Genomic DNA, 16,993 nt, shown 5'->3' with positions numbered 1-16,993 from the left:
TATGGGGCAATTAATACAAACTGATAAGGAGAAATGTAACCTGAGTTATACCTGTGTGCGGGTATGTCCTGCAAAGGCTATCAAAATTGCTGATAAGCATGCTCAAATACTCCCTGAGCGATGCATCGGTTGTGGGCAATGTGTTACTATGTGCGCGCAGCATGCTATTCAATATCGGAGTGATATTGAAAATGTTGAGAGGCTGATTAAAACAGATAGTAAGGTGGCTGCCATCTGCGATCCGGCTATATCTGGTGAGTTTACTGATGTTGCTGATTATCGCAAGTTTGTGGCGATGATACGGGAAATTGGATTTGATCTGGTGACCGAGATGTCTTTTGCAGTGGATTTAATCGCGTATAAATACAAAGATCTTGTTGATAATTTTCAGGGTAAGCATTACATCACAACCAAATGTCCTTCTGTTGTAAGCTATATTGAAAAGCAAGAACCTGAGCTGGTTGATAACTTAGCTCCAATCGCTCCGCCTTATATCACTATGTCTAAAGTTATTCATAAACGATACGGTCACGATGTGAAGGTGGTATATGTTACTGCTTGTACAGCTGCTAAAGATGAAGTAAAACATTTTTATCATACCGACGGTCATGTTGATGGGGTGTTAACATTTGTAGAGTTGCGCGAATTGTTTGCAAAAAAGGGCATTGCTGAAAATACTGTAGAATTCAGTGAGTTTGATCCTCCTTTAGGACGTAAGGGTGGCCTTTTTCCAATATCGCATGGATTATTTCAAGCTGTAGATATTAACCAGGGCTTATTAGAAGGCGATATTCTGATTACAGAAGGCCGTGCTAACTTTTTACAATCCATTAAAGAGTTTAAGTCTGAAAACCAGTTAAATCAACATTTAGACTTGTTTTATTGCAAAGGCTGCATTCAAGGGCCCGGAATGTCAAAAGGGAGCAAGAAGTTTACGCGTCGTTCGCAGGTTATCAAGTACGTTAATAAGCGAATGAAAGCGATTGATGCCTACCAGTGGCGTTTAGATATTGAAGAATTTAAATCGCTGGATTTATCCCGAAGTTATCGCTCCAGAGACTTAAGGCTGCCGGTTCCAACCAAGGCAGAAGTGGATGTTATTTTGGCGGATATGGGTAAATCAAGGCGCGAGGATCAATTAGGCTGTGGAGCATGTGGTTATCCAACTTGTCGTGATTTTGCAGTGGCGCACCTCCAGGGATTAACCGATTATGAGCAGTGTTATACCTATTCTATTAAGAAATTACGTTCGTATGTGAATAAGGTAAATGCATCGAATGAAAAATATAGAAAAACACAGGAAGCGCTTGTGAAAAGCGAAGAAAAGGCAAGGGTTGAAGAAGGGCTGGCACGCGAAGCTGCTGAAACAACAACCGCTATGCTTAACAAACTAAGGGCAGGGGTTGTGATTGTGGATGCTCAGTTAAATGTAATCGAGGCAAACCAGCGATTTGTTGAAATGTTGGGAGATGATGCCAAAGAGATTGCGGAAGTTGTGCCAGGACTAAAAGGAGCAGAGCTGAAAAGTTTGATTGACTTTCATAAGGTGTTTTCAACGGTATTGCAATCCGGACAAGATGTATTAGATCGTGATGTCGATTATGCCGATTCAATCTTTAATGTTTCCGTTTTTACCATTAAACGAAATGAAGTTGTTGGAGGTATTATTCGTGATTTAGTAACTCCTGAGGTAAGAAAAGAAGAGGTAATCAAGCGCGCACGTGATGTGATTAAGGAAAATTTAGAGACCGTGCAACAAATTGCTTTTTTACTTGGTGAAAGTGCATCCAAAACTGAAAAAACGCTGAATAGTATTATTGAAGCTCAACAATTAGGAGACAGCCATGGAGCTGAAAAGTAAGTTCTTTATCGATGTCGAGTGTCGCCAAAATAACCATGTTGGTGAAATCATTTGTGGCGATGTTTTTCTTTCTCAAAAAATAAAAGAGGAAGGAAGGATTGTGGCTGTGCTTTCCGATGGAATGGGAAGTGGCGTAAAAGCAAATGTATTGGCCACTCTGACAGCATCGATGGCCATGAACTTTACTATCGAGCATCGTGAGGTGGCTCGAACGGCAGAGATTATTATGAATACATTGCCAGTGTGCAGTGTGCGTAAGGTGAGCTACAGTACTTTTACAATTATCGACATTGAGGATGATGGAACAACAACAATTGTTGAGTATGATAACCCACTTTGTTTGATTATGCGGGCCCAGGAAGAATTTGATCCGGGGTGGGAAGATTTGGTTTTGAATAGCGAGAACAATAAAGGAAAGAAAATACGCATTTGTAGGTTCAAAGCTCAGCTCGAAGATCGCATTTTTTTCTGGTCCGATGGTATTGTTCAGTCTGGTATGGGTTCCAGGGCTTTCCCATTTGGATGGGGGCGTGAGGATGTGGGCGACTATGTGAAAAAGATCGTGAAATATACGCCCTTTGCTTCATCTGGTAAATTAGCACAAAAAGTTATCAATATGGCTCTGTTGCATGATGGTGATAAACCGAAAGACGATACGTCGTGTGGCGTTATTTATTATCGTGAGCCTCGAAAGTTACTGCTTATTACAGGTCCCCCTTTTGATGAGCATAATGATTTTGATTTTTCGCTCAAGGTTAAGCGATTTAAAGGACGTAAGATTATAGCCGGAGGTACAACAGCTGAGGTGGTGGCGCGTGAGTTAGCTTTGAAATTTGATGCCGGGTTTGAATCAGAAGATCCTGAGTTGCCACCCGTATCCTTTATGGAAGGAATAAGCCTTGTTACCGAGGGGATTTTAACTTTAGGAAAAGTAGCCCGATTGCTGGAAAATTATAATGTCAATAGTCGTTTAGGAAATGGTCCTGCCGACCAAATCATAAAAATGCTGTTTGAGAGTGACCGGATTCATATTTTGAACGGTACACGTATTAATGTGGCACACCAGGATCCTAATTTGCCTGTTGAACTTGAGATCAGGCGAACAGTCGTTAAGCGCGTTGTTCGGTTGCTCGAGGGGAAATTTCTCAAAGAAGTGACAATTGAGTATATGTGATTCGTCAATCGTAAGTAAATGTGATGTAAATCATACATTTAAGATTTGTTATGATTTGATGCTTAATTGTTAATAAACCTTTCGAATTGTTAGTTGATTAGTCTCTTATCGACTGATTTGTTGCGTTTTAATTTAGACTTGTTCTGTATTAATGAAAACCAACATCTGACCTTTTTTTTCTCGGTATATTAGTATTAGTTTGCCTTTATATTCGGAAAAATTTCTTTAATCGAATGCTAAACTAAATCCAGCTAAGAAACTAATAATATGGCGTCATCAATTAAAATACAAAAGATAGCAGAGCTTCTGGATGCTCGTATTGTTTGCGGTGAGCAGTTTACAGATAGCGAGGTTAATCATGCCTTTGCCAGTGATTTAATGAGTGATGTATTAACACTCGAATCGGAGCAATTGGTTTTAATAACTGGATTAACAAATATGCAAACAGTAAGAACGGCTGAAATGGCCGATATCAACTGTATTGTGTTTGTCCGAGGAAAGAAAGTAACACCTGATATGATTGAAGTGGCTGAAGATAATAATATGGTTCTTATTGAATGTCAGTACTCAATGTTTCGAACCATTGGAATTTTATACGAGGCTGGTGTTAGCCCAATTTATTGATTTTTAATATGGAGTTTAACTACGAAGTTGAAGGAGGAAATTTTACCAAGGCTGGCAATGCTGCCAGTAACGTAAAGAAGGTTCTTAAACAACTTAATGTTGATCCGAAAATCATTAAACGCATTGTTGTTGCTTTGTATGAAGGGGAGGTCAATGTGGTGGCACATGCCTATAAAGGCAATGTTTTAGTGGATATTGATACCGACAGGATATACATTAAAATACAAGATGAAGGTCCGGGGATACCGGATATTGATTTGGCTATGCAGGTAGGCTATTCAACTGCTTCTGCCATGGTGAGAGAAATGGGCTTTGGTGCCGGAATGGGTTTGCCAAACATGAAAAGAAATGCTGATACGATAGATATAACAAGTAAGGTTGGTGAAGGAACAATAGTTGAACTAACGACTAAGTTGACCAGTTAAGAACTTAAAAGCTATGAGCGAACAACAGTTTTATCACGCATTGAAAGTGGATAAGGATAAATGTTTTGGATGCACGCATTGTATGAATGTTTGTCCGACTGATGCTATACGCATACGCGATGGTGTTGCATCCATTCGCAAAAACTGGTGTGTTGATTGTGGCGAATGCATGAAGGCTTGTCCGGTTGATGCGTTTTATGTAGAACAGGATGACTTTGAGAAGATTTTTAATTTTAAATACCGTGTGGCTATTTTGCCATCTGTATTTATTGGTCAGTTTTCGAAAAGCATTAAAGAGTGCGAGATAATTGACATTCTTAAAGGATTAGGGTTTACACATGTTGTGCCTGCCGAGGCTACAGTGGATGTGATAAATGAATCGATGCTTGAAGAATTGGAATCAGATAGAGAAAAGCCAATGATTAGTGCTTTTTGTCCTTCCATTGTTCGTTTGATTCAGGTGCGTTTCCCAGGATTAGTCAATAACATTATTCCCATTAAACCCCCAATTGACAGCACAGCATTATATTATCGTCAGCTGTTGCTGGAGGAAGGAAAAGACTTCGATGATATTGGGATTTTTTATGTAACACCTTGTGCTTCAAAAATTGCAACTGTTAAAAGTCCTGTTGGTGACGATTCATCTAATGTTGATGGCGTTATTAATATGGATTTTCTTTATAATAAGGTATTTCATGTGCTAAATAATAGAAGTGAATCGGCAGATAATTGTGACTATACAGTACCTTATTTGTCGCCTAAAGGTTTAAACTGGAGCTTAACCGATGGTGAGGCAAGTCATATGAAAGGCAGATGTTTGGCTATTGATGAAATACACAATGTGATTTCGTTTTTAGAGAAAGTCGAAAACGACGAAATCATAAATGTCGATTTTCTGGAGTTGCGCGCCTGTGATCAAAGTTGTGCAGGTGGAGTATTGTTGACCGAAAACCGATTTTTAACAGTTGAACGTATTAAAAACAGAGCCGATCGTATTAATGCATCTGGCAAGTATGTTCAAAATATCTCAGCAGCACATAAACAAACCATTAAAGATAAGAGCGATGTTGGTAAAATAGAACCACGATCGATGATGGTGTTGGACGAAGATATGGGGATGGCGCTTAAGAAGATGGAGCGCGTTCGTCGTATGATGTGTTACTTACCTGGCATTGATTGTGGCGCATGTGGCGCACCAAGTTGCGAAAGCTTAGCCAAAGATATTGTGCGCAAAGAAGCGCATTTGTCCAATTGTGTTTTTCTGCAGCGCATGATGGAAAAAACAAAAAAATTAGACCCACAGCACTCCATCCGAATTATAGAAAAGAGTTGGGGTAAAGATCGATTAGATAAGGATTGTAAGAAAAAAGGAGCAAAGAATGACAGTTTCTGATATTATAGAAAAACTAGATCTAAAAGTTATAGGTGGAGAAGAAGGCCTTCAGAATGAAGTAACAGGTGGCTATACTTCTGACTTGTTAAGCGATGTGATGGGCAATGTGGATGAGGGACAAGTGTGGATTACATTGCAAACACATCGAAACGTTATGGCGGTGGCTTCTCTTAAAGAGGTAGCTGCAGTAATCATTGTAAAAGATCTTGAGGCCGATGAAAATACCATTAGCCAAAGTAACGATGAAGGTATTCCATTGCTAAGTTCATCAATGGAAGCTTTTGAGTTATCAGGTGAATTGTTCACGTTGTTGAAGAAGGAGAACAGATAAAAGACACAAGACAATTTGAAAGCTGTAAATCAATATTAAGTCTAATGTCTGGAGTCTTGATACTTAAAGATTATGAAACGCTTTAAAGCAGATTTACACATGCACACCGTCTTATCTCCGTGTGGAAGTTTAGAGATGAGTCCGGTAGTAATTGTCAATAAAGCTTTGGAACGTGGATTAGATATTATTGGCATTACTGACCATAATTCGACCAGGCAATGCGCTGAGGTTTATAAGGTTGGTAAGCAGAAAGGAATAACAGTGATATGTGGTGCTGAAGTCACTACTAAAGAAGAAGTTCACTGTTTAACGTTCTTTGAAAATTTTGAAAAACTTGAACTTTTCCAAAAGTATTTGGATGAGCATTTACCTATTATACTAAACGATGTGGAGAAGTTTGGTTACCAGGTTTGGGTTGATGAGGCCGAAGAAATTGTTGGGCAGGAAGAGCGCTTGCTCATTAGTGCATTAGATCAATCCATTGATGAGGTGGAACAGAAAGTGCGCGAGTTAAATGGTTTGTTTATTCCAGCGCATATATTCCGACCAAGTTTTAGCGTGTATAGTCAATTGGGTTTTATGCCTTTTGATATAACACCCGATGCGATTGGGATGAGTGCTAGAGTTGTAGTAGATGAGCAAATTAAAAAGTATCCGGAGTTGAAACAATATACTGTATTACGCTCCTCTGACGCACATTTCCCGGAGCAGATTGGAACACACTATTCGATAATTGAAATGGAAGAAGCCAATTTTGAAGAGTTGCGAAAGGCACTTCATCAACAGGGTGGAAGAAAAGTTATAGAGCTGAAATAATGAAAGATTTATCGATGCATATAATGGACATTGTTCAAAATTCAGTGAGAGCTAAAGCAGGGAATGTGACGCTTTCCATCTCCCTTGATGAGCAATGGTTGACCATTAAAGTAGAAGATGATGGCAGCGGAATGGATAAAGAAACTTTGGAGAAGGTAACTGATCCATTTTATACATCCCGAACGACGAGAAAAGTAGGGATGGGCATACCACTTATCCTGCAAAATGCTGAACTGACAGATGGCAACATGACTTTGGAATCCGAATTAGGAAAAGGAACCACTTTGATTGCCAAATTTGGTCGTACGCACATTGATCGTCCGCCTATGGGTGATATTGCTTCAACAGCTGCTATGATGATAACAGGTAATGATGGTGTTAACCTGCAATTTGAAGTAAAAAAAGGTGCAGATGAATTTGCAATTAGCACGAACGAGGTGAAAGAGGTGATGGGAGATGTGGATATACGACTACCCAAAGTGACAAGTTTTTTAAAAGAAATGATTGAAGAGAATTTAAAGGAATTGAATATAGAATTTGATTAAATGCCTGACTTATCAGGCATCCAGACAAACAAAAGAATGTGTAATTAATAATAACCAATCGCTATGTCAAAAGTAAAATCTCTGGCTGATTTGCGTAAAATGCGCGAAGAACTGCAGACCAAAGTAAGTCTGCGTGAGAAGGGGGACAATCCTGAAAAAATGGTTCAGGTAAAAGTGTCGATGGCTACCTGTGGTATTGCCTCAGGAGCAAAGGAAGTGATGAACCATATGATTGAAGAAATGGATCGTCAGGCAATTGATGCCGTAGTAACTCAAACCGGATGTATGGGATACTGCCATGCAGAGCCAACTATCGAAGTAACACTACCAGGTGCTGACCCTGTGGTTTTTGGTCATGTGGATAATAAAAAGGCCGATGAAATCATTGAAAAGTATGTGATACGAGGAGAGTTGGTGGATGGTATCATCCCGGTAAATTACGAAACTGTAAAAGAGAATAAAAACGAATAGTTTTTTGCGCTATGGCTAAATATAAAAATCATATCCTTGTTTGTGGCGGAACTGGCTGTCGTGCCTCACAAGGTGAAGAAATTGTACAAAATCTAACCAAGGTAATTGAAGAAAACAGCCTTGAGAACGAAGTACAAGTAGTAAGAACCGGATGCTTTGGTTTCTGTGAAAAAGGTCCTGTTGTTAAAATGGTACCTGACAATACTTTTTACGTACAGGTAACGCCTGAAGATGCTCCTGAAATTGTGGCTGAGCACTTGGTAAAAGGTCGTAAAGTAGAACGTTTATTATATACCGATCCTGAAACACAAGAGCGTGTGTCAGAATCGAAGGACATGGGTTTCTACAAGAAGCAAATTCGTATTGCGCTTCGTAACTGTGGTTTTATCAACCCGGAAAACATTGACGAGTATATTGCTCGTGATGGATATGCTGCTTTAGGTAAAGTGTTGACCGAAATGACGCCTGAAGAAGCTATTAAAGTGATTATTGACTCAGGCCTTCGCGGTCGCGGTGGTGGTGGTTTCCCTACAGGATTGAAGTGGGACATCACACGTAAAGTAGAAGCTGAGCAAAAATACGTGGTTTGTAATGCCGATGAGGGTGACCCGGGTGCATTTATGGACCGTTCAATCCTTGAAGGAGATCCGCACGCTGTGTTGGAAGCGATGGCCATCAACGGTTACTGTACAGGTGCAACAAAGGGATTGATTTATATTCGTGCTGAATATCCATTGGCTATTTCTCGCTTGAAGATTGCGATTGATCAGGCTCGCGAGTATGGTTTATTAGGTGGTGATATCTTTGGTACAGGATTTAGTTTTGATGTTGAGTTACGCTACGGTGCAGGGGCATTCGTTTGTGGTGAGGAAACATCATTGATTCACTCGATGGAAGGTTTACGTGGTGAACCAACAGTGAAGCCTCCGTTCCCATCAGAGAGTGGATATAAAGGCATGCCTACTAACGTTAACAACGTTGAAACTTACGCTAATATTCCGGTTATTTTATTGGAAGGAGCTGAGTGGTTTAGCAGCATTGGTACCGAGAAGAGTAAAGGTACCAAGGTGTTTGCATTGGCAGGTAAAGTAAATAACGTAGGTTTGATAGAAGTGCCAATGGGTACCACATTGCGTGAAGTTATCTTCGACATTGGTGGTGGTATCAAAGATGGTAAGAAATTTAAAGCTGTTCAGACCGGTGGACCATCCGGTGGTTGCTTAACTGAAAAGCACTTAGATATTCCAATCGATTACGATAACTTATTGGCTTGTGGCTCTATGATGGGTTCAGGTGGTATGATTGTAATGGATGAGGACGATTGTATGGTTTCTGTAGCTAAGTTCTATTTAGATTTTACAGTTGAAGAATCGTGTGGTAAATGTGCTCCGTGTCGTATTGGTAACAAGCGATTATATGAAATGCTTGACAAAATTACCGAAGGAAAAGGAACAGAAGAAGACTTGACTTTATTGCGCAACTTAAGTAACGTGATTAAAGACACATCTCTTTGTGGTTTAGGTCAAACATCGCCTAATCCTGTTCTTTCGACCATGGAAAACTTCCCTCATGAGTATGAAGCTCACGTGAAAGAAGGTAAGTGTCCGGCTGGTCAGTGTAAGTCGTTGATGCAATATGTGATTGATGCTGAGAAATGTATCGGTTGTACCTTGTGTTCTCGCGTTTGTCCGGTTGATGCGATTACCGGTGATAAGAAAGAACCTCATTTAATCAGTCAGGAGACTTGTATTAAGTGTGGTGCTTGTTATGAAAAATGTAAGTTTGGTGCGATCAGCATTCAATAGCCAAACCAGTTTTTGAACAGTAAAAGATAGAAGAATGGAAATCGTTCAATTAAGCATAGATAATAAAAAGGTAGTTGTTGAGAAAGGCACTACCATCTTAGAGGCAGCTAAAAACATCGGGGTGGATATTCCAACTTTATGTCATATGAAGCTGCACGATATGAATATTGAGAATAAGCCAGGCGGATGTCGTGTTTGCGTGGTTGAAGTGGAAGGTCGTCGTAACCTGGCCCCAGCATGTAAAACAGAGTGTACAGAAGGTATGGACATTCAAACACACTCAGTGCGTGTGGTCAATGCCCGTCGTACAGTTATGGAGTTGATTTTATCGGATCACCCGTTTGATTGTTTGGTTTGTGCCAAATCAGGTGACTGCGAATTACAGACAATGGCACAGAACTTAGGTATTCGCGAAGTGCGTTACCAGGGTGAGAAAAACTCCTATAAGAGTGATGAATCACCTGCTATTGTGCGCGAAATGGAGAAATGTATCATGTGTCGCCGTTGTGAAACAGCTTGTAACGAGGTACAGACAGTAGGTGTACTTTCGGCTGTTAACCGTGGCTTTGAGTCGGTTGTAGCACCAGCTTTTGAGATGGATTTGGATCACTCGGCCTGTACTTTCTGTGGGCAGTGTGTCGCTGTTTGTCCAACAGGCGCTTTAACAGAGCGTGATAGTTCAGCTAAAGTGATGGATGCCATTGTAGATCCTAAGAAAACTGTGATTGTTCAGACCGCTCCGGCTGTTCGTGCAGCACTAGGTGAAGAATTTGGCATGGAAGCAGGAACTTTGGTGACTGGTAAGATGGTTTCAGCTCTTCGCAAATTAGGTTTCGACCATGTATTTGATACAGACTTTGCAGCTGACTTGACTATTATGGAAGAAGGTACTGAGTTGCTTGGCCGTTTAGGTAAACATTTAGCAGGAGATAAGGATGTGAAATTACCTATCTTAACCTCTTGTTGTCCGGGTTGGGTGAACTTCTTCGAGCATCAGTTCCCTGATATGATTGATATTCCATCAACAGCTAAGTCGCCTCAGCAAATGTTTGGTGCCATTGCTAAAACGTATTTCGCCGACCAGCTGAAGCAAAAGCGCGAAGATGTAGTGGTCGTTTCAGTGATGCCTTGCTTGGCTAAAAAATATGAGTGTGCACGCGACGAGTTTAAAGTAGATGGTGATCCAGACGTGAACTTATCCATTTCTACTCGTGAGTTGGCGCAGATGATTCGTAATGCCAACCTGAATTTCGAAGCATTGGAAGAAGATGATTTTGACCAGCCACTTGGAGAGTCAACAGGTGCTTCAGTAATTTTTGGTACAACAGGTGGAGTAATCGAAGCAGCTGTTCGTACGGCTTACGAAGTTCATACTAAAAAGCCACTTCCGAAAGTAGATTTTGAAGAGCTGCGTGGTTTCGACGGTATTCGCTCAGCAACCATTGATTTTGATGGTTTACCAATTAATATTGGTATTGCTCACGGATTAGGAAATGCCCGTAAATTGTTAGAAGATATCAGAGCCGGTAAGTCACAGTTCCATGCTATTGAAATTATGGCATGTCCTGGTGGATGTATCGGCGGTGGTGGTCAGCCATATCACCACGGTGATGTATCAGTGTTGAAGAAGCGTCAAATGGCTTTATACGAAGAAGATAAAGGCAAAGTACTTCGTAAGTCGCATGAAAACCCATTTATTCAGAAGTTATATTCTGAGTTCTTAGGTGAGCCTTGTGGACATAAGTCGCACGAATTGCTTCATACACACTATTACGATAAGAAAAAAAAGGTTGAAATTTAACCTGACTGAAGACAGGAGACTGAAGTTCAATTCTTAAAGAAAACGAAAAATGGCAAATATAAAATTACCCGCCGCTAAGGTGGAAGAATTAAAAGGAGTTTGTAAGAAGCTCGGTAACGAGGGAGGCGAACTGATTAACGCCCTTCATGCAGCTCAGGAGTTATTTGGCTATCTGCCTGCAGAAGTACAGGAGTTGGTGGCTAATGAGATGAATGTTTCTGTTGCACACGTTTATGGTGTGGTGACATTCTACTCTTTCTTCTCGATGATTCCAAAAGGAGAGCATCCAATTTCAATTTGTATGGGTACAGCATGTTATGTACGTGGAGCAGAGAAGGTTTTGGATGAATTCAAGCGTCATCTTGATGTGAAAGTAGGAGAAACAACCCCAGATGGTAAATTCTCTATCAGCTGCTTGCGTTGTGTTGGTGCCTGTGGTTTAGCGCCTGTTGTGACTGTAGGTGAAAAAGTTTACGGTCGTGTAGCCGCTGAAGATGTGAAAGGTATTTTAGAAGAATACAAATAAAATACATGTTTCAAAAATGGAGCCGCCTTACTTATGTGAGGCGGTTTTTTTTATGTTAAAATTGGAATCTTTGGCTTATTTCAACAGCAATGATGAAAAGACTTTGTGTCTAAAGAATTAGAACTCTCCGATTTGATTCCAGGTGGATATTGTTCATACCAATGATAACCTAAACATAGAAAAGTTGAGGTGGGTGACTGAGAAATGCTTCAAAGAACCATCTGATATTTGTTCTCTTGTTTATAATCCCTCTTAGATTACAGTTTTATTGAAATTGGGAGTGAATGAGTATATGTCAGAAAATATAAACAAAATTTAACACTTGAAGCTCGGTTGATATAATAAATATCGACCTTGTTTTGTGTTAAAGTCAACTAACATTAACAATTGTATTTTACTTTAGGAAGCTTGCTATTCTGTATATCTATCAAAGGACTAGGTATGTGGATTCTATTGTGTTACTGATGCAAAACAACTTTGTGCTGAATTATATAAAGCAAATATCCCCTTTTTGTCTAAGGACATAATTAAAATTGTTTAACAGATCTAGTTGTTTTTAAAATAGTTTAATGGTCGTATTTTTGTCTAACGTCTGTGGTTTAATAGCCGGGATGTGACGACTGTTTTTTTTGAGACTAAAAAGAAATACTAATGATATTATTAGGTGTTCTATTGGCCTTTTTTTCGTGCCTTTTACCCTTTCTATTTGCAAAAATAAAAAAAATACAAGGATGGTTGGTGGCCATAGTGCCGGCCACGTTACTGATTGGCTATATTACTTTAGTTAGCGACTATGAAGGTGTTTTTACCGAATCGCATAGTTGGTTACCAATGCTTGGACTTGATATTAATTTCTATATCGATGGCTTAAGTTCCTTGTTTATTTACCTGATTTTGGGAATGGGCATTTACATCTTCGCCTATGCTAATGGTTACATGAAGAGTTATTCAGGAAAATCTAAGTTTTACTGTTACCTTTTGCTATTTATGGCCGCTATGCTAGGATTGGTAAGTGCTGGTAATATGCTATTGCTGTTTGTTTTCTGGGAGTTGACCAGTATCTCATCATTCTTACTCATCAGCTTTTTTCATGAGAAGGAAAGTTCGAGAAAATCAGCATTGCAGGCTTTATTAATTACTGGTATTGGCGGATTATCCATTTTAGCTGGTGTGATCATTATAGGGGTCGAAGTAGGGAGTTATGAAATTCAGGACTGGATGAATCGGGCTTCTGATATCGTATCTGGTCAATATTCTACACTAGCACTCATACTCATTATTGTTGGGGCATTTACCAAGTCGGCTCAGTTTCCTTTTCATTTTTGGTTACCCAATGCCATGGCAGCTCCAACTCCGGTGAGTGCTTATCTGCATTCAGCCACGATGGTTAAAGCCGGTGTATTTTTGTTGATGCGCTTAGGTCCAATCTATGGAACAACCGATTTGTGGCAAATCGTATTACCATTATGTGGGAGTATTACATTTCTATTAGGCGCCTTTTTTGCCGTGGTGCAAACCGATCTGAAACGTATTTTTGCCTATACCACAGTTAGTTCGTTGGGGGTGTTGGTCATGTTGATAGGCATCTTCACCGATTTGTCAATACGAGCAGCCTTTATGTTTTTATTGGTGCACTCGTTATACAAGGGAGCCTTGTTCATGATTGCAGGTATAATTGATAAAAAGGTTGGAACGCGTGATATTCGACTATTAGGTAATTTGCGAACGCGCATGCCCTTACTTACTTTGGTAAGTGTTTTAGTGCTAACCTCAATGGCAGGTTTGCCACCTTTAATAGGGTTCTTAGGCAAAGAAATGATTTATGAGGCCAGTCTTCAGATACCTGAAGTAGCACCCTATATGCGAGTTTTTAGTGTGTTGGGAAATGTGTTGATGGTTTTCGCTTCGTTATATGTGGCCTATATGGTGTTTTTCAGGCGGCAGCAACAGTGGCCCAAGGAGCCTTCAAAAGCTGGTTTGTCGATGCTTTTCGGGCCGTTCTTTTTGGCAATGCTAAGTCTGATACTGGGGCTGTTGCCGCAGAGTTTGTTGCAGCCGTATTTGCAAGCGGCAATAAGTGTCATCCGACCGGAACACCTTGATTTTAAGATTAGCCTTTGGCATGGTTTTAACCAAGTGTTGCTACTGAGTGTTATCACCGTTGTAGCAGGAGTCGTTTTGTTTGCATTCCACCGAAGGGTTATACCATTATTTGTCAATTTTTACAATTACATCGTTACATTTCAGTTTTCGGCTAAGTTCTTTGAAGGTATCGATCGAATGATACAATTGAATGTTAAGAAAACGAGATTTGTTCAACATGGTTACCATCGCTATTATCTGGCCACCATATTTCTGTTCGCCGGTGCCTTTTTATGGTATGTGATTGTTCAAAACTGGGGGCAGCTAAGCCTTGTTAATTTTGATGCTTTCACTTGGGCCTTGGCTCTCATTAGTGTTATTGTTGTTACGCTCTCGTGTTTGTCAATGTTATCCAAGATGCGACGTGTTTCTTTGATTGTCATTATAGGTGGAGTCGGTTACGGCATTGCTGCTATTTATTTGTACTTCGGTGCCATTGATTTAGCCATAACCCAGATTTTAGTGGACTCATTAGTTGTTATCCTGATGATGCTTGTGCTTCCTAAGTTGCCTAAGCTGGTGATGTATCCGCTAACAAATGGTGTTGTTAAAGATATAATCATTGCCGGCTTATTTGGTTCTGCCATGGGGGTTATAGCTTTTATGTCTTCAACAAATCCGGCCACCAATAAGATATCCGCATTCTTTAAAGAATTTTCACTGAGTCTGGCTCATGGTAAGAATATTGTGAATGTGATTCTTGTCGACTTTAGAGGAATTGATACCATGGGCGAGATTACCGTCCTGGTACTTGCTTCGCTGGGCATCTACTCATTATTAAAAATCAGAAAGGCAGGTTAATATGAATAAGATATTATTGCAATTGGCCGCAAGGGTAATTCGATTGATTATGGTCGTGGCGTCTCTTATTGTTTTATTTCGCGGTCATAATTTACCTGGCGGTGGATTTATAGGTGGCCTGCTGGCCGGAGGTGGAATAGTTATTTATGTGATGGCTTTTTATTCGCACCCCTTACTCGCTAAAACGATCAGGTACGTGGCTCCGCTCCGAGTTATTGGTTTAATACTGGCCCTGGGAAGTGGTCTGATTGGTATTGTTGCAGGACAGAGCTTTTTACATGCCCAATGGTTTGAGCTGGATATACCAATGATGGGTAGCTTGGCGGTGAATACACCACTAATATTTGATGTCGGCGTATACCTTACAGTCATTGGGGTGATGGTAATGATGATTTTATTATTGATGGAGGACAGAAGATGGAGTTAATACTTTCAATTGTTATCGGTGTGCTATACACAGTTGGTGTATATTTTCTTTTGCGACGAAGTATGGTCAGGATAATTTTCGGTGTGCTGTTTCTTGGAAATGCAACAAACCTGCTCATCTTTATGGCCTCCGGGGTATTGCCTGATGCACAGCCTGCTTTTCTGGCAGAATCAGCACCGAATAATCCACAAGTCATGTCTGATCCGCTACCGCAAGCACTGATATTAACAGCTATTGTTATCAGCTTTGGTGTTGTAGCGTTTTTACTGACCTTGCTTCGTAAAACGCACGAGGTAACTGGCGAAAATGATATTGATAAATTAAAATAACATCAACATTAGTAGTATTTTATAATGATTGTATTTGCTCCAATTATAGTTCCTTTACTTTTTATCATTCTGTCGTTATCATTTAGTAAGGCTCCAAAAACAGTGCAACGTGTTGTGTTTATTTTGGGCAATGTAATAACTATTGCTGTTGCTGTAAGCATATTAAGCAAGGTGCTACAAAATGGTATTTTGGTTGCACAGGCAGGAGCCTGGGAAGCACCATTTGGAATTACCATAGTGGCCGATGTCTTTTCCGGTATCATGCTGACCTTAACCTCGGTTACGGTGGCGGTGGTTAGTTTATACTCCATCGCATGGCGCGAAGATAACCTTAACAATCCGGTCTTTTATGCCTTGATTTTTGGCCTGCAGATGGGGATGAATGGCGCCTTTGTTGCTGGCGATTTATTTAATCTTTACGTTTGGTTCGAGGTAATGCTTTTGTCATCTTTTGTGTTGATATCCTACGGCAGTGGCAAGCAGCAGCTGAAGGGAACGCTGAAGTATGTGAGTATGAATCTGATTTCGTCCTTCTTTTTTGTGGGCGGTATTGCCCTGATGTATGGAAAGGCCGGTACATTAAATATGGCCGATTTGGCCATGCGCGTGCGCGAAATGGGAGGAGAATTGGATATTCTGGCACCATCGGCGCTTATCTTGATGGGTTTTGCTGTCAAGTCAGCCATTTTTCCATTTTATTTTTGGCTCCCCGACTCATACCATACCCCGCCACTGCCTATCTCAGCTTTGTTTTCAGGAACACTCACAAAGGTGGGGGTGTATTCAATGATACGGTTTTATTCGCTTATTCACCTACCGGGCGATACCTTCTTTCCACAATTGTTTTTGTTTATTGCATCAATAACCATGATATCAGGTGTATTGATGGCCACAGCACAGTTTGAAGTTCGTAAATTGCTTAGTTTTCATATTGTATCTCAGATTGGTTATATGATACTTGGTTTAGGCTTGTTTACTCAACTGGCATTGACAGGGGCCATCTTTTATATCATAGGGCATTGTATTGTAAAAACAAATTTGTTTTTACTAAGTGGAATTAGCTATAAGCTGACTGGTACATTTAATCTAAAGGAGAGTGGAGGTATTCTGAAAAGCAAGCCGTTAATCGCCCTATTGTTTTTCATTTCGGCAATGGCATTAGTGGGGATTCCTCCTTTGTCAGGATTCTTTGGTAAATTTATGTTGATAAAAGCAGGTGTAGAGTCAAGGGAGTTTATACACGTAGCCAGTGCTTTGGGCGTTAGTTTTCTGACCTTGTTTTCGATGGTTAAAATATGGAATGAATCGTATGCTAAAGCAATACCAGAACAATATACTAGCAAGGAACCGCAATCTGCTAGAGTGTCCAGAACATTGGTATTCAGTTCCGGTCTTTTAGTTATTGTGACTATCGGTTTGACCTTGGGCAGTAAGTTTATAATTGATGTATGTGCAACAGCTGCAGAACAATTGCTGGATGTTGAAACCTATATTGGTGCAGTTTTAAGTAGTCGTTAAAAAA

At 40.2% G+C, this 16,993-nt stretch carries 16 protein-coding genes; all 16 read left to right on the top strand.

Going from position 1 to position 16,993, the window contains the following annotated elements; genetic code table 11:
• The first annotated feature begins 1 nt into the window (after position 1).
• The 16 genes from J1N10_RS00440 (at position 2) to J1N10_RS00365 (ending at position 16,989) form a co-directional block, all read left to right on the top strand.
• Positions 2 to 1,861, top strand: a complete 1,860-nt coding sequence (locus tag J1N10_RS00440; protein ID WP_262324702.1) for a [Fe-Fe] hydrogenase large subunit C-terminal domain-containing protein — start codon at positions 2 to 4, stop codon at positions 1,859 to 1,861.
• Positions 1,845 to 3,035: a serine/threonine-protein phosphatase gene (locus J1N10_RS00435; protein WP_262324701.1), complete on the top strand. Its 1,191-nt coding sequence runs from the start codon at positions 1,845 to 1,847 to the stop codon at positions 3,033 to 3,035. The genes J1N10_RS00440 and J1N10_RS00435 overlap by 17 nt, the downstream gene beginning before the upstream one ends.
• 267 nt (positions 3,036 to 3,302) lie before the next feature.
• A complete protein-coding gene (locus tag J1N10_RS00430; protein ID WP_262324700.1) occupies positions 3,303 to 3,659 on the top strand; it encodes a PucR family transcriptional regulator ligand-binding domain-containing protein in 357 nt (118 codons plus the stop codon).
• A gap of 8 nt (positions 3,660 to 3,667) precedes the next feature.
• Positions 3,668 to 4,084, top strand: coding sequence for an ATP-binding protein (locus J1N10_RS00425; protein ID WP_262324699.1), 417 nt, complete (start codon positions 3,668 to 3,670; stop codon positions 4,082 to 4,084).
• 13 nt (positions 4,085 to 4,097) lie between these two features.
• Positions 4,098 to 5,477: a [Fe-Fe] hydrogenase large subunit C-terminal domain-containing protein gene (locus J1N10_RS00420; protein ID WP_262324698.1), complete on the top strand. Its 1,380-nt coding sequence runs from the start codon at positions 4,098 to 4,100 to the stop codon at positions 5,475 to 5,477.
• Entirely contained in the window at positions 5,464 to 5,808 is a 345-nt protein-coding gene (locus tag J1N10_RS00415; protein WP_262324697.1) for a serine kinase, read from the top strand. The genes J1N10_RS00420 and J1N10_RS00415 overlap by 14 nt, the downstream gene beginning before the upstream one ends.
• A 72-nt stretch (positions 5,809 to 5,880) precedes the next feature.
• Positions 5,881 to 6,624: a PHP domain-containing protein gene (locus J1N10_RS00410; protein ID WP_262324696.1), complete on the top strand. Its 744-nt coding sequence runs from the start codon at positions 5,881 to 5,883 to the stop codon at positions 6,622 to 6,624.
• Entirely contained in the window at positions 6,624 to 7,169 is a 546-nt protein-coding gene (locus J1N10_RS00405; protein ID WP_262324695.1) for an ATP-binding protein, read from the top strand. Before J1N10_RS00410 ends, J1N10_RS00405 begins: the two co-directional genes overlap by 1 nt.
• A 63-nt stretch (positions 7,170 to 7,232) precedes the next feature.
• Positions 7,233 to 7,640, top strand: coding sequence for a (2Fe-2S) ferredoxin domain-containing protein (locus J1N10_RS00400; RefSeq protein ID WP_262324694.1), 408 nt, complete (start codon positions 7,233 to 7,235; stop codon positions 7,638 to 7,640).
• A gap of 11 nt (positions 7,641 to 7,651) precedes the next feature.
• Positions 7,652 to 9,445, top strand: a complete 1,794-nt coding sequence (locus J1N10_RS00395; RefSeq protein ID WP_262324693.1) for an NADH-quinone oxidoreductase subunit NuoF — start codon at positions 7,652 to 7,654, stop codon at positions 9,443 to 9,445.
• 34 nt (positions 9,446 to 9,479) lie between these two features.
• The gene (locus J1N10_RS00390; RefSeq protein WP_262324692.1) at positions 9,480 to 11,246 is read left to right on the top strand and encodes an NADH-dependent [FeFe] hydrogenase, group A6; all 1,767 of its coding nucleotides are present in this window, start codon (positions 9,480 to 9,482) and stop codon (positions 11,244 to 11,246) included.
• 49 nt (positions 11,247 to 11,295) lie between these two features.
• On the top strand, positions 11,296 to 11,772 hold the full coding sequence (locus J1N10_RS00385; protein WP_262324691.1) for an NADH-quinone oxidoreductase subunit NuoE family protein: 477 nt from the start codon (positions 11,296 to 11,298) through the stop codon (positions 11,770 to 11,772).
• 651 nt (positions 11,773 to 12,423) lie between these two features.
• The gene (gene mbhE, locus J1N10_RS00380) at positions 12,424 to 14,715 is read left to right on the top strand and encodes a hydrogen gas-evolving membrane-bound hydrogenase subunit E (protein WP_262324690.1); all 2,292 of its coding nucleotides are present in this window, start codon (positions 12,424 to 12,426) and stop codon (positions 14,713 to 14,715) included.
• 22 nt (positions 14,716 to 14,737) lie between these two features.
• Positions 14,738 to 15,142, top strand: a complete 405-nt coding sequence (locus tag J1N10_RS00375; RefSeq protein ID WP_262324689.1) for an MnhB domain-containing protein — start codon at positions 14,738 to 14,740, stop codon at positions 15,140 to 15,142.
• On the top strand, positions 15,133 to 15,471 hold the full coding sequence (locus J1N10_RS00370) for an NADH-quinone oxidoreductase subunit K (protein ID WP_262324688.1): 339 nt from the start codon (positions 15,133 to 15,135) through the stop codon (positions 15,469 to 15,471). The genes J1N10_RS00375 and J1N10_RS00370 overlap by 10 nt, the downstream gene beginning before the upstream one ends.
• Before the next feature lie 24 nt (positions 15,472 to 15,495).
• The gene (locus tag J1N10_RS00365; protein ID WP_262324687.1) at positions 15,496 to 16,989 is read left to right on the top strand and encodes a complex I subunit 5 family protein; all 1,494 of its coding nucleotides are present in this window, start codon (positions 15,496 to 15,498) and stop codon (positions 16,987 to 16,989) included.
• The last annotated feature ends 4 nt before the right edge of the window (positions 16,990 to 16,993 follow it).

This window comes from Carboxylicivirga litoralis, from assembly GCF_025499605.1.
Taxonomy (GTDB): Bacteria; Bacteroidota; Bacteroidia; order Bacteroidales; family Marinilabiliaceae; genus Carboxylicivirga; species Carboxylicivirga litoralis.
This window is presented reverse-complemented; position numbering and strand designations above follow the sequence as displayed.

Excerpts from the sequence above, each read along its gene's own strand:
- J1N10_RS00440 (WP_262324702.1), top strand. The coding sequence starts at position 2 with ATGGGGCAATTAATACAAACTGATAAGGAGAAATGTAACCTGAGTTAT.
- J1N10_RS00435 (WP_262324701.1), top strand. The coding sequence starts at position 1,845 with ATGGAGCTGAAAAGTAAGTTCTTTATCGATGTCGAGTGTCGCCAAAAT.
- J1N10_RS00430 (WP_262324700.1), top strand. The coding sequence starts at position 3,303 with ATGGCGTCATCAATTAAAATACAAAAGATAGCAGAGCTTCTGGATGCT.
- J1N10_RS00425 (WP_262324699.1), top strand. The coding sequence starts at position 3,668 with ATGGAGTTTAACTACGAAGTTGAAGGAGGAAATTTTACCAAGGCTGGC.
- J1N10_RS00420 (WP_262324698.1), top strand. The coding sequence starts at position 4,098 with ATGAGCGAACAACAGTTTTATCACGCATTGAAAGTGGATAAGGATAAA.
- J1N10_RS00415 (WP_262324697.1), top strand. The coding sequence starts at position 5,464 with ATGACAGTTTCTGATATTATAGAAAAACTAGATCTAAAAGTTATAGGT.
- J1N10_RS00410 (WP_262324696.1), top strand. The coding sequence starts at position 5,881 with ATGAAACGCTTTAAAGCAGATTTACACATGCACACCGTCTTATCTCCG.
- J1N10_RS00405 (WP_262324695.1), top strand. The coding sequence starts at position 6,624 with ATGAAAGATTTATCGATGCATATAATGGACATTGTTCAAAATTCAGTG.
- J1N10_RS00400 (WP_262324694.1), top strand. The coding sequence starts at position 7,233 with ATGTCAAAAGTAAAATCTCTGGCTGATTTGCGTAAAATGCGCGAAGAA.
- J1N10_RS00395 (WP_262324693.1), top strand. The coding sequence starts at position 7,652 with ATGGCTAAATATAAAAATCATATCCTTGTTTGTGGCGGAACTGGCTGT.
- J1N10_RS00390 (WP_262324692.1), top strand. The coding sequence starts at position 9,480 with ATGGAAATCGTTCAATTAAGCATAGATAATAAAAAGGTAGTTGTTGAG.
- J1N10_RS00385 (WP_262324691.1), top strand. The coding sequence starts at position 11,296 with ATGGCAAATATAAAATTACCCGCCGCTAAGGTGGAAGAATTAAAAGGA.
- mbhE (WP_262324690.1), top strand. The coding sequence starts at position 12,424 with ATGATATTATTAGGTGTTCTATTGGCCTTTTTTTCGTGCCTTTTACCC.
- J1N10_RS00370 (WP_262324688.1), top strand. The coding sequence starts at position 15,133 with ATGGAGTTAATACTTTCAATTGTTATCGGTGTGCTATACACAGTTGGT.
- J1N10_RS00365 (WP_262324687.1), top strand. The coding sequence starts at position 15,496 with ATGATTGTATTTGCTCCAATTATAGTTCCTTTACTTTTTATCATTCTG.